12 protein-coding genes are annotated in these 11,796 nt (G+C 65.0%); 5 read left to right on the plus strand and 7 right to left on the minus strand.

Annotated elements, in window-relative coordinates; genetic code table 11:
• Positions 1–120 precede the first annotated feature (120 nt).
• From dnaJ to X739_RS159535, 5 genes are all read left to right on the plus strand, one after another.
• Positions 121–1,248, plus strand: coding sequence for a molecular chaperone DnaJ (dnaJ, locus tag X739_RS159555; RefSeq protein ID WP_015314665.1), 1,128 nt, complete (start codon positions 121–123; stop codon positions 1,246–1,248).
• Between the two features lie 104 nt (positions 1,249–1,352).
• The gene (pmtA, locus tag X739_RS159550; RefSeq protein WP_023772070.1) at positions 1,353–1,958 is read left to right on the plus strand and encodes a phospholipid N-methyltransferase PmtA; all 606 of its coding nucleotides are present in this window, start codon (positions 1,353–1,355) and stop codon (positions 1,956–1,958) included.
• A 234-nt stretch (positions 1,959–2,192) separates the two neighbouring features.
• The gene (locus X739_RS159545) at positions 2,193–2,789 is read left to right on the plus strand and encodes an NADPH-dependent FMN reductase (RefSeq protein ID WP_023772069.1); all 597 of its coding nucleotides are present in this window, start codon (positions 2,193–2,195) and stop codon (positions 2,787–2,789) included.
• Positions 2,786–3,499, plus strand: a complete 714-nt coding sequence (pyrF, locus tag X739_RS159540) for an orotidine-5'-phosphate decarboxylase (RefSeq protein ID WP_023772068.1) — start codon at positions 2,786–2,788, stop codon at positions 3,497–3,499. Before X739_RS159545 ends, pyrF begins: the two co-directional genes overlap by 4 nt.
• Before the next feature lie 26 nt (positions 3,500–3,525).
• On the plus strand, positions 3,526–3,813 hold the full coding sequence (locus tag X739_RS159535; RefSeq protein WP_023772067.1) for a DUF1330 domain-containing protein: 288 nt from the start codon (positions 3,526–3,528) through the stop codon (positions 3,811–3,813).
• Here X739_RS159535 and X739_RS159530 read toward each other — a convergent pair.
• From X739_RS159530 to X739_RS159500, 7 genes are all read right to left on the minus strand, one after another.
• Positions 3,810–4,868, minus strand: coding sequence for a hypothetical protein (locus X739_RS159530; RefSeq protein WP_023772066.1), 1,059 nt, complete (start codon positions 4,866–4,868; stop codon positions 3,810–3,812). The two genes, X739_RS159535 and X739_RS159530, sit on opposite strands and share 4 nt — an antisense overlap.
• 136 nt (positions 4,869–5,004) lie before the next feature.
• On the minus strand, positions 5,005–5,886 hold the full coding sequence (locus tag X739_RS159525) for an SMP-30/gluconolactonase/LRE family protein (RefSeq protein ID WP_023772064.1): 882 nt from the start codon (positions 5,884–5,886) through the stop codon (positions 5,005–5,007).
• Positions 5,886–6,524 carry a 2-dehydro-3-deoxy-6-phosphogalactonate aldolase gene (locus tag X739_RS159520; RefSeq protein ID WP_023772063.1) on the minus strand — a complete coding sequence of 213 codons (639 nt, stop codon included), beginning with the start codon at positions 6,522–6,524 and terminating at the stop codon, positions 5,886–5,888. The genes X739_RS159525 and X739_RS159520 overlap by 1 nt, the downstream gene beginning before the upstream one ends.
• Positions 6,521–7,480: a 2-dehydro-3-deoxygalactonokinase gene (locus X739_RS159515; protein WP_023772062.1), complete on the minus strand. Its 960-nt coding sequence runs from the start codon at positions 7,478–7,480 to the stop codon at positions 6,521–6,523. The genes X739_RS159520 and X739_RS159515 overlap by 4 nt, the downstream gene beginning before the upstream one ends.
• A complete protein-coding gene (locus tag X739_RS159510; protein WP_023772061.1) occupies positions 7,477–8,244 on the minus strand; it encodes an SDR family oxidoreductase in 768 nt (255 codons plus the stop codon). The genes X739_RS159515 and X739_RS159510 overlap by 4 nt, the downstream gene beginning before the upstream one ends.
• Positions 8,245–8,411: 167 nt before the next feature.
• Positions 8,412–9,761, minus strand: a complete 1,350-nt coding sequence (locus X739_RS159505) for an EAL domain-containing protein (protein WP_015314675.1) — start codon at positions 9,759–9,761, stop codon at positions 8,412–8,414.
• A gap of 185 nt (positions 9,762–9,946) precedes the next feature.
• Complete coding sequence (locus X739_RS159500; RefSeq protein ID WP_023772060.1) at positions 9,947–11,764, minus strand: hypothetical protein; 1,818 nt, start codon at positions 11,762–11,764, stop codon at positions 9,947–9,949.
• Between the last annotated feature and the right edge of the window lie 32 nt (positions 11,765–11,796).

Consider the following 11,796-nt stretch of genomic DNA (forward strand, 5'->3'; position numbering starts at 1 on the left):
CGACGGACAAGTTCGCGCCGGCCCTAGCATACGGGCAGCACCGCTCCTAAATCGAAACAACGTGCCGGCAAACGACGCAACATTGCATCAAGACGTTGAACATCCGGACTGCGGGAAAAAATGAAAGCTGATTTCTACGAAACGCTGGGCGTGCAAAAGGGCGCCGACGAGAAGGAGCTCAAGAGCGCTTTTCGCAAGCTCGCCATGCAGTTCCATCCCGACCGCAACCCCGGCGATCATTCCTGCGAGCACAAGTTCAAGGAAATCAACGAAGCCTACGAGACGCTGAAGGACCCGCAGAAGCGCGCGGCCTATGACCGTTTCGGCCATGCCGCCTTCGAGCAGGGTGGGATGAATGGCGCGCAGGGCTTTGGCGCCGGCGGCTTCGCCGACATCTTCGAGGACATTTTCGGCGACATGATGGGCGGCCGCCAGCGCCGCTCTTCCGGTGGCCGCGAGCGCGGCGCCGACCTGCGCTACAACATGGAAATCTCGCTGGAGGAAGCCTTCGCGGGGAAGACCGCGCAAATCCGCGTGCCGGCTTCGATCTCCTGCACGGAATGCTCCGGCAGCGGCGCCAAGCCGGGCACCCAGCCGGTCACCTGCTCGATGTGCAACGGCCACGGCAAGGTGCGCGCCACGCAAGGGTTTTTCTCGATCGAGCGGACCTGCCCGCAATGCCAGGGCCGTGGCCAGACAATCAAGGATCCCTGCCCGAAATGCGCCGGCCAGGGCCGTGTCACCGAGGAGCGTTCGCTGTCGGTCAACATCCCGGCCGGCATCGAGGACGGTACCCGTATCCGCTTGGCCAACGAGGGTGAGGCCGGACTGCGCGGCGGGCCATCGGGCGACCTCTATATCTTTCTGGCGGTCAAGCCGCACGAATTCTTCCAGCGCGACGGCGCCGATCTTTATTGCAAGGTGCCGATCTCGATGACCACCGCTGCCCTTGGCGGCTCCTTCGAGGTGACGACGCTCGACGGCACGCAGACCAAGGTGAAGGTGACCGAAGGTACGCAGAACGGACGCCAGTTCAGGCTCAAGGGCAAGGGCATGCCGGTGCTGCGCCAGCCCAATGTCGGCGACCTCTACATCCAGACCGCGGTCGAGACGCCGCAGAACCTGTCGCGTCGCCAGCGCGAATTGCTGGAAGAGTTCGAACAGCTCTCCTCGCAGGACAATTCCCCCCAATCGAGCGGCTTTTTCGCCCGCATGAAGGACTTTTTCGAGTCTTTCGGCGAGCGTTGAGACGCGACGAAAACTATCTTATCCACGCCATAGGCAAGGCCGCGCCTTGCCTTGCGTCATCCAGGTGTTAAGTAGCTTCAAGGGGCGCGCTGAGGAGAGCTTGCATGGCACGTGGTCACGGACTGCGGAAGGCGTTTGCCGAGAAGTTCGACGACGAACTCAAATTCTTCAAGGGCTGGATCGACAAGCCGAAGACGGTCGGCTCGATCGTTCCGACCAGTTCGATCACCGCGCGCAAGATGGCCTCGATCGTCAATCCCAAGTCCGGCCTGCCGGTGCTCGAGGTCGGCCCCGGCACCGGTGTCATCACCCGCGCCATCCTCGCCCAGGGCGTGCGGCCCGAAAACCTCTACGCGGTCGAATATTCCACCGATTTCGTGCGCCACCTGCGCCAGATCTACCCCGGCGTCAACGTCATCGAGGGCGATGCCTTCAACCTCGACGCCACGCTTGGCGAGAGGAGCGGGATGATGTTCGACAGCGTTGTTTCCGGCGTGCCGCTGCTCAATTTCCCGGTCGCCCAGCGCATCGCCTATATCGAGAGCCTGCTCGACCGCATTCCGGTCGGACGGCCGATCGTGCAACTGACCTATGGTCCGATGTCGCCGATCCCGGCCGGCCGCGGCAACTACACGGTGAAGCATTTCGACTTCATCTTCCGCAACATCCCGCCGACGCAGCTGTGGATCTACCGGCGCGAGGCACATTAGGATACGCCGAGATTCAGGTGAGGCCGGCCTGCAAATGGCTGACACCTGCGCTTCCGGTGCTCACGTACGAAAGTACGCTCCGCTCCGGTTCTCGGCATCAGCCATTTTCGACTCGCCCTGACCTGAATTTCGACGCACCCATCAGGCGTTTACGCCAGGTCGTTTTCGATTTTCGCGCTGGCGCGTTGATTTGCGCGGCCTCCGGCTGTACCTGTCCGGGAACAAGGGTGGCCCATGGCAGTGATCCCGAAAATCCTCGTCTTCGCCGGCTCGGTGCGCAGCGGCGCCTATAGCGGCAGGACCGCCGACGTGGCGCAGAAGGAACTTGCGGTGCAAGGTGCCGAGGTGACCCGTATTTCGCTTGCCGATTACCCCTTGCCGATCCTCGACGAGGACTTGGAAAAGGAAAACGGCGTTCCTGAAAACGCCCAGAGGCTGGCGCGGCTGATTGCCGCCCATGACGGGCTGCTGATCGCGACACCCGAATATAACGGTTCGATTCCGCCGCTGCTCAAGAACACGATCGACTGGGTGAGCCGGGTGCGCCGGGATGGCGGCCGGTCGGTCAGGCCGCTTGCCGGCAAGATCGCCGGCCTCTGCTCGTCCTCCAACGGGCACTTCGCCGGCATCCGCTGCATCAACCATTTGCGTGCCGTGCTGGTGCGCTGCCAGATGGAAGTGGTGACACCGGAATGCTCGGTGCCGGAGGGTGGCGACGCCTTCGACGGGGACGGCCATTTCCGTGACGAAAGACTGCACAAATCGATGGAGCACCTATGCCGCACGCTGATCGAAACCTCGCGCATGCTGTCGATCCGGGTCGAGGCGTGACCGCCGCAACCATGCAGCCTCATTCCATGCAGGAGCGATTGATCGTCGGCCTCGACGTGCCGACCGTGAAGGAGGCCGAGCAGGCGGTGCGCGAGCTCGACGGCGTCGTCTCCTTCTACAAGATCGGCTATCAGCTGGCTTTTGCCGGCGGCCTCGACTTTGCCAGGGAGCTGGCCAGCGGTGGGACGAAAATCTTCCTCGACATGAAGCTGCTCGACATCGACCACACGGTGGCCAAGGGCGTCGAGAACATCGTCAAGATGGGCATGACCATGCTGACCATCCACGCCTATCCCAAGGCGATGCAGGCGGCGGTGGAGGCCGCGCGCGGCAGCGAGCTTTGCCTGCTCGCCGTCAGCGTGCTGACCTCGATGGACGAGCAGGACATGATCGATGCCGGCTATGAATATGACCCACACACGCTGGTGCTGAGGCGGTCCGAACAGGCGCTGCATGCCGGTATGGGCGGCATCGTCTGCTCGGCCGCGGAAGCCGAAGCGGTGCGCCGCATCGTCGGCCCGGACATGGCGGTGGTGACGCCCGGCATCCGGCCGGCGGGGAGCGACCATGGCGACCAGAAGCGGGTGGTGACCCCGGCGCAAGCCATTCGCAACGGCGCCAGCCATCTTGTCGTCGCCCGCCCGATCGTCGCGGCCAGCAACCGGCGCGCCGCGGCGGAGGCGATACTCGAAGAAATGCGATCGGCCTGACGAGCCGGCACGGAAGGAGAAAAAGAATGCCCAAGGGATACTGGATCGCCCGCGTCGATGTGCGTGACGCGGAAGGCTACAAGGACTACGTCGCGGCGGCAAAACCAGCTTTCGAGCGCTTCGGCGCGAAATTCCTGGCCCGTGGCGGCGAGCATGAGAAGGCCGAGGGCCCAGGGCGGGAGCGCAATGTGCTTATCGAGTTCGAATCGCTGGCCGCCGCGCATGACTGCTACCACTCGCCGGAATACCAACGCGCCGTCGCCATCCGCCAGAAGGTCGCCGACGGCGAGATCGTCTTGGTCGAGGGTATCTAGCGCGAAAGCCTGTTCGCCGCGGTTTCAGCCATCGCGTCGGCCAGGCTCAGCCCCCATTGCGAGGCGCAATAAGCGCGAAAATCGAAGCAGGGCAGGCCGGGACAGACCTCGAACTCGATCAGATGAACCGTGTCGTCGGCCTCGACGCGCAGGTCGACGGAAAACACGTCGCGCAGGCCGAGCCCGGTGATCAGCCTTTGCGCGATGCGGCGGATTGCGGCATCAGCGCCCGGCTGACTTTCGCCAACCGGGAGCAGTACCGGCTCGGCATATTGGCCCGCCGCCCTTGCCGCTTCGCCGGTCCCGCCATAGAGCGCCAAACTGTCTTCCATGGTCTGGAAATCACCTCCCGACTCTACAAAGGCGACGCCGAGCGCTTCGACGCCGGTATCCCGCATCAGCCCAAGGAAGCTGGCGCGGACGTTGCGGCCGGCGACATAGGGCTGGACGACGACATCGTCGTGATAGGCGGCGAAAACACGCCGGCTAAGCTCCAGGGCGTGATCGAGATCGGTTACGCGCGAATCCGGCCAGATGCCGATCTTGGCGCCGAGCCGGTTGGGCTTGACGAACCAGCCGGCGGCGGAAGCGGGCGCCTCGACCAGCCATTTGCCATCCCGGGCAAGACCGGCCCGCGGCACCGGCAGGCCGAGCGCGCCAAGCACGGCGCCGGAGCGGAACTTGTCCTGGCAGAGCGCGAACAGCGAATCGTCGGCGCCGATGGTGTTGAACCCGCTCAGTCTTGCCAAAGCGGGGGCCGCGCCGCCACGGAAATAGGCGACGCCGTCGGTCAGCGTCCAGACCAGCGCGCTTCGCGGATCCTCACCGTCGAGCACCTTGGCGGCATCGTCGAGCACCACCGGCGCAAAGGACAGGCCGCGCGCCTCGCAGGCGGTGGCCAGCGCATCGAATTCCAGAGCGAGATCGGTTGACTGCGCCAGATAGGACGAGATTTCGGCGGCCCGCTGCGATGCATGACCTTCGGCGAGCAAGCGGTCGAAACACACCTTTTCGGGTTCGTGGACAAGGATGAGTTTCGGCTTGTGCATTGGCATGATGTGGCAGGTTCCCGACAGTGCGATGACCTACCATCGCACGGCCCGCGCAATCGGCTTTCGCGAAATCGACGCGCGCCGGACGCCTGCGTGACAGCGCCGGGATTGAGAACCGTGGCCCCGTGGCCCCGCAAAGTCAGGCGATCAGGACGCGCGGTTCCAGGCGGCCATTGACAGGAATATCGATCAGGAAGGTCATGCCGCCCTGCAGGTCGAGCAGACGCTGCTTTTCATTCTTGCCCGACCAGGCCGAGGTCACGGCCAGCCGATCGGCATTCCTGCCGACGAAGGCCGGACAGGATGGCTGCGTCACCGGCATGGCGACCGTGCGGACGAGCTTGCCGTCCGGCCCATAGGCCTCGAGGACGCTGCCACCCCAGACGGCGTTCCACAGGATGCCGTCGCGGTCGAGCACCGAACCGTCGATATAGCCCTTGGCTGAGCGGTGATCGACGAAGATCTTCGGCTCGCCGACGGGCAGGCCGGTCGCGGGATCGCAGGCAACGCGCATCAGCAATCCGGTCGAGGTGTCGGTGTAGTGGGCAAGCGCGCCGTCGGATGAAAAGCAGATCGAGTTGGACACGGTAATATCCGAAAACAGGCGGCGCAGTTCGCCTTTGAAAAACCAGTAAATCGAGCCCGCGCCCTTCTCCTCGCCCTTGCCCATGGTACCGACCCACAAGGCACCGCAGGGATGGACGCGGGAATCGTTGGAACGGGTGACCGGGTTGTCGGCCTCGATGGCGGTGTGCAGCGTCATTGCGCCGGTGGCGACGTCGCGGACAAAAAGCCCGGTTTCGGTGGCGATCAGCTGTCGCTTGTCATCGATGATCGCGATCGCGCTTGCCATCTGGCCAAGCTCGTGGATTTTCAGCGCACCGCCCGCCAAGGGCTTTTCCATGAGCTGGCTGTTGACAATGTCGAACCAGAACAGCGCATCCGTGCCGGGATCGTAACTTGGCCCTTCGCCGAGCTGACAGACATGATCGGAAAAGACGGCAACGATCGGTTCACTCATCATGCTTCTCCGAATACCTCATCCCAGGCAGTGACGGCTGCGTAGGCGCGCGCCGCCACATCATCGACGCTCATGCCTGGCTTGAACAGGCTGGAGCCAAGCCCGAAGACCGTCACGCCAACCGCCTTGTACCCGGCAAAGTCCTTTTCCGAAACACCGCCGACCGCGCCGACCAGCGTCTGCGCCGGCAGCACCGCCCGGATCGCGGAAATGCCCGATGCGCCGAGCACGCTGGCCGGAAAGAATTTCAGCGCCGAGGCGCCGAGCCGGATCGCCTGGAAGGCTTCGGTCGGGGTGAACACGCCAGGCATGGTGACCATGCCGTAACGCGCGGCGCGGCCCATCACCTCGGCATCGATGTTGGGGCTGACCAGCAGTCGTCCGCCGGCCGCGTGAAGACTGTCGACGTCGGCCGCTGTCAGCACCGTGCCGGCGCCGACCAAAGCTGTCTTCGGCAGCACTTGAACAAGCCTGGCGATCGACGAAAACGGCTGGGGCGAATTGAGCGGCACCTCGATGGCCTCGATGCCGGCATCGAACAATGCCTGGCCGATGGCGATCGCCTCGCTTGCCTTGAGGCCGCGCAGGATGGCGACCAGGCCGCGCTTGAGTTTTGGAAAGGGTGCGGTCTCGGTCATATGGCGGCTCCACTTCTGGTAATCATGCCATTCTCCCGCGCGGCCTCGATGAGACCGGCGCGTACAGCCTCGTCCGCGTCGACTGTCCGCACACCAAGCCCGGCAAGGCCGAGGGCGGCCTGGTAGAGCCCGGCCAGCGCGCCCGAGGCAATCAGCACGACCGATATCGCGCCGGCGCCATGCCGGCGCCGGGCAGAAGCGATCTCGCCGCCGATCAGCAAGCCGGACAGGCAGGCGGCCGCATCATCGGCCTCGAGGTCCTGGAGCAGGCCGGCGGCGCGGATGGCAAACAGCCGAGAGGTGACGTCGCCGCCATCGCCTAGCGCTGTTTCGCACCAGCGGCGGAAGAAAGGATTGTCTGGAGCAACCGGGCCCGGATGTTCACCCAGCGAGTGGCGCAGGATCGAGTGCGCGGCAAGCACGGAAAACAGCTCGCCCGTCGGCCAGGTGCCGAAGCCGGCGACGGCGCCGTCCTCCACCAGAACCCATTTCGAATGCGTGCCGGGCATGCAGACCAATTCGCGGCCCTTGGCCGGCAGGCCGGCGCCTGCAAGCTGCGTCTCCTCGCCGCGCATGACATCGGGCGCGTCGGCCAGACGCTGGGCGAGGCCGGGAATAATGCGGATGTCGCGCTTCTGCCCGGGCACCCTAGCGGCGCCGCCGAGAATGGCGCCGAGCGGCGACGGCACGCCGAGATAGGGTGCCTCCAGCCAACCCTGGCGCGAGCCGGCCATGCCGCAGATGATGACGGGCAATTCCTCCGGCGCGCCCATCGCTGCCAGATGGCCCTCCAGAACGTTGGCGAAGCCTTTTTCGCGCGCGGTGATCAGGCCATCGTCGCCGCGACGCTCCGCAAGCACCTTGCCGACGCCGTCGATCAGCCAGGCCCGAAGGCGGGTCGTGCCCCAATCGAGCGCCGCGACTGCCGGCACGCTGCTGGCAAACTCCGGGCTCACAGGAAACCTCCATCGACGACCAGCATCTGCGCGGTCAGCATGCGCGAGGCATCCGAGGCCAGGAACAGGACCGTGCCGATCATATCGTCCGGCCGCATGACGTCCCTGATGCACTGCTTGGCGACATGGGCGGCAAGCGCCTGTTCGGTGACCCAGCGCTGTTGCTGCCGCTCGGTGATCACCCAGCCGGGCGCGACGGCGTTGACGCGGATGCGGTCGGGGCCAAGCTTGCCGGCCAGACCCTTGGTGAGGCCGAGTATGCCCGCCTTGGCGGCGGTATAGGCCGGCATGTCGGGATGGTTGATCAGATAGGAGGTCGAGGTAAAATTGATGATCGAGCCGCCGCCGGCACGCTTCATGCCTGGTGCCACGGCCTGCGCGGTGAAGAAATGCGGCCGCAGGTTGATGGCAAGGTTGTTGTCCCAGAACTCGACGGTGACATCCTCGACGGCATGACGTTCGTCCCAGGCGGCGTTGTTGACCAGCACCGTGGGGTCGCCATGCGCCTCGGCTGCCTTCACGGCCGACGCCCGCAAAGCCTCGACGTCGCGCAGATCGGTCTTGAGATAGAGCGGACGATGGCCGACCTCCTTCTCGATGCGATCGGCAAGCGCCGTGCTGGGCGCATCGGCGATGTCGATGAAGGCGACCTTGGCGCCCTGGCGCATGAACCCTTCGGTCAGCGCCGCACCGATGCCGGAGCCGCCGCCGGTGATCAGCACCGAAGCGCCTTCGAGGTCGGCAAAATACGCCGATGGCATCATGATTTTTCGTCTCCGGGTCAACCGGCGCGCATCCTAGCCAGACACGTCCGGCGGGCAAGGGCGAAAAGACTGATTTCCGGGCTTATGTCTGACAAAAAGGCGATCGCGCCCGCGCTTGACCCGCCAGGAGGCATCGCCGCATGGCGGGCAGCGCCGAAACCTGCCGCTCAGATCGCCTTGGCGCGCAAGGCGCCACGGAAGGAATCCCGGAGATAGCCCAATGTGGCGTCGGCATCGGCCGGCTTGCCGAACAGATAGCCCTGCCCGCCGGCGCAACCGAACTGGACCAGCCGGTCGGCCTGCGCTTCCTCTTCGATGCCTTCTGCGACGACGTCCATGCCAAGCCCTTCGCACATGGCGAGAATGGCGCGGATGATGTGTTCGGACGGCCGGTCATCGAGAATGGAGGAGACGAAGGCGCGGTCGATCTTGAGCTTGTCGAAATGGAACTCGCGCAGGCGGCCGAGCGAGGACTGGCCGGTGCCGAAATCGTCGAGCGAGACACGTATGCCGACGCGGCGCAGATCCTCGACGATCTGCGCGGCCGAGGCCGGGTCGTTCATCAGGCCGGTCTCGGTGATCTCGATCTCCAGCCGGCGCGGATCGAAGCCGGTGCGGTCGAGGATCGCCAGTATGTGCAGGCCGGTGTTCTGGTCGACGAGCTGCGAGGGCGACAGGTTGAAGGACAGGAACAGGTCTTTTGGCCAGCTCCTGGCAGCCTCGGTGGCCTTGCGCAGCACGAGCTGCGACAGCGGGCCGATGATGCCGCGCTCCTCGGCGATGGGGATGAAGACGGTCGGCGGCACCGCGCCGAGGTCGCGGTCTGTCCAGCGCGCCAGCGTCTCGAAGCCGATCGTGCGGCGCGTGGTGAGATCGACGATCGGCTGAAAATGCGGCTCCACCTCGCCGGCCGAGACGGCGCGGCGCAGCGCCTGCTCGATGCGGGTGACGCGCTTGGCGGCTTCCTCCATCTCGCGGGTATAGACGACGACGCGGCCGCGGCCGGAGCGCTTGGCATGGTAAAGCGCCGTTTCGGCCTTGTTGATGAGGATCTCGGTAGTCTCGTCGCCGGAATAGAACAATGAGCATCCGACCGAGGCCGAGAGCCTGGCGGTGCGCTCGCCGACATCGTAGGGCGCCGACAGGATCTCGATCAGCATACGGGATTTTTCCGCCGCCGCCTCCTCAGAGAACACCAGCGGGTAGAGGAAGGCGAATTCGTCGGCGCCGATGCGGCAGACCGTCGAATGGCCGTCCATCGAGGCGCGCAGCCGCATCGCCACCTGGATCAGGATGTCGTCGCCGGCCTTGTGGCCGAAAAGGTCGTTGATCGGCTTGAAGCCGTCGAGGTCGAGAATGCCGACCGTGAAGGGCGCGGGATCGTCGGAACGGTCGCTGATCAGGCGATCGACCTTGTCGAAGAAGCGGCGATGATTGCCAAGCCCGGTCAACGGATCGGTGAACGCCAGATCCGTGCTTTCCCTGTTTGCCTGACCGGTGCCAAACGGAGTTTGCATCGGTGTCCCTGTTCGTCCCTGCTTTTGTCGTCGGAATTTATTTCCAGACTGGCAGCAAACCCTTTAGGAAACGTATCCCACTGACCGATTTTCGTGGCCGGAGCACGATCCCGAAAAATGGGGTCCGGCTTTCGCCGCGACACCGTCGTGAAGCCGGCTAAAAGATGCGTCAAACACTTGGATTTTCAGCCCTTTGGTTTGACGCGATAAAGCTCCAGCGGGGCACCTCGGGTTTGTGCCACCGGCTCCAGCCAGTTCGGCACATCGCCGCTCATCAACCTGGCGAGGAACCCCTCCGGTGCCCTGGCCAGGAGCAGGTGGCTTTCCGCATTGCCACGGCAGAGCGCGACAAGGCCGACATGGCGGCTTTCGATGACGGTTTTGGCGTCCGCCTCCGAGCCCAGCCAGGCATCCAGTGCAACCAGATTTCCGGTGACATTGCGGTGGTACAGCCCGGCCAGCACGCGATGACTGGTAAAGGCCAGAATCGGTGAGCCGAGGTTGGACAGCGAAAGGACTGTCGTGGCCTGCATCCGGCCGAGCGCCGCGAACGAGGCCTTGCCAAGGCAAGCCGCATCGTCGGCCTTGGCACTGGTGGCCGCCGCGTCGGTTTGGAAAGCACTAGACGCCGCCCCGGCAGCGCCTGCCCAGATTGCATTTACAGAGATCAGCCAGGCCGCGGCCATCCTGAGTGCGGCGCCGTTGGACGGACTGGTTTGCGCACGCTGGCGCCAGCGGGCGATCCATGCCGCAAGCGGGATCACCGCGAAGGCGATGGAGAAGGTCGAGCCGCGAACTTCCCAGGCGCTGACCAGGAACGCCACCACCAGCAGCGAGCCGACAAGGCTGTCCTGCCGACGCCAGCCATGGCCGATACGGAGCGCCATCAGGATGATGGCCACCAGCGGGGTGGCAAACCGGGCCACCGCCCTGGCCGGATCATGGGTGACGATCTGGAAAATCGGCTGCGCCTCATCGATATGGCTGAGCCATATCTCCTTGAGGCGCGGATTGAGGTTGGCATAGGGCGAGGCCAGGCATTGCGGGAACAGGAATACGACGACAGCGGCAAGGGCTAGCCCAAGCAGGCCGAGCGAGGCCAGGCGGCCGGCGACGGTCGCACTGGCGGCCTTCCACGAGGCGATGATCGCCAGCCCCGCGCCGGCAAGTCCGGCGACGGCGAACTGAACAATCGAAAATGTGTCGCACTGTGCCTGGGTCCATGCGGATGCCGGGACGGTGGCGACGAAGACGAGAGCCGAAACAGCGGCGACGCCGAGGCCAAAATCCCTCGCGGTCAGCCTTTCCCGAGCACTATCGCCAAGAAACAGCAGCGCGACAGCGGCGCCAAGGGTGCCGGCGTAGGGAGCGCTTTCCATGCCGATGGCCACGCTCAGCGTGGCGCAGATGCCCGAAAGCAAGGCGGCCGGCCGGAGCAAGGGAGCCCCGAGCAGCAAGGCAAGGCTCGCCAGGATCAGCGTCAGCTGCACATTGTGATGATCCAGCGAACCTGGGGAGAAAATGCCGAGGTAGTAGAGCGCGGCGCCACCGACGACGGCGGCGGGCAGGACAGCGTGGCCGCCGGCGAAAGCGCGCGCGGCGCGGATGAGGAAGAAGACCGCCAGCCAGAACAGCAGGGCAGGCCAGGCGACTTGCACGACCTGTTCAGCCAGGGCGACATTGCCTGTCAGGGCCGACATGACAAGGACGCCAAGGGCCAGCGGCGCGTCGAGCAGCCGCGACCAATGCATGACGAAGCCGCCGTCCAGTCCCATCCTGTACTGGTGCAGGTCGAACCAGCCCTGGCCGGCCAGAAGATCGCGGACTTCGACCAGCTGCAGCAGGCTGTCATTGTCGCCCGCCGGGTTGGCCAGTTGTGGAAATCCGGCGATGGCATAGACCAGGAGCGGCACCAGGGCCGCGAGGAGCGCCGCCAGCATGTCCGCCCGCCAGGAGGGACGGGCGGTGTGCTTTGAAGGCATCGCGGCATGGGCAGCGGTCATGGAGCGACTTTCGGCCGATGGTCGGGACTACA

The organism is Mesorhizobium sp. LNHC209A00 (assembly GCF_000502915.1).
Taxonomy (GTDB): Bacteria; Pseudomonadota; Alphaproteobacteria; order Rhizobiales; family Rhizobiaceae; genus Mesorhizobium.

Coding starts and splice junctions, on each gene's coding strand:
- dnaJ (WP_015314665.1), top strand. CDS start 121: ATGAAAGCTGATTTCTACGAAACGCTGGGCGTGCAAAAGGGCGCCGAC.
- pmtA (WP_023772070.1), top strand. CDS start 1,353: ATGGCACGTGGTCACGGACTGCGGAAGGCGTTTGCCGAGAAGTTCGAC.
- X739_RS159545 (WP_023772069.1), top strand. CDS start 2,193: ATGGCAGTGATCCCGAAAATCCTCGTCTTCGCCGGCTCGGTGCGCAGC.
- X739_RS159535 (WP_023772067.1), top strand. CDS start 3,526: ATGCCCAAGGGATACTGGATCGCCCGCGTCGATGTGCGTGACGCGGAA.
- X739_RS159530 (WP_023772066.1), bottom strand. CDS start 4,868: ATGCCAATGCACAAGCCGAAACTCATCCTTGTCCACGAACCCGAAAAG.
- X739_RS159525 (WP_023772064.1), bottom strand. CDS start 5,886: ATGAGTGAACCGATCGTTGCCGTCTTTTCCGATCATGTCTGTCAGCTC.
- X739_RS159520 (WP_023772063.1), bottom strand. CDS start 6,524: ATGACCGAGACCGCACCCTTTCCAAAACTCAAGCGCGGCCTGGTCGCC.
- X739_RS159510 (WP_023772061.1), bottom strand. CDS start 8,244: ATGATGCCATCGGCGTATTTTGCCGACCTCGAAGGCGCTTCGGTGCTG.
- X739_RS159505 (WP_015314675.1), bottom strand. CDS start 9,761: ATGCAAACTCCGTTTGGCACCGGTCAGGCAAACAGGGAAAGCACGGAT.
- X739_RS159500 (WP_023772060.1), bottom strand. CDS start 11,764: ATGACCGCTGCCCATGCCGCGATGCCTTCAAAGCACACCGCCCGTCCC.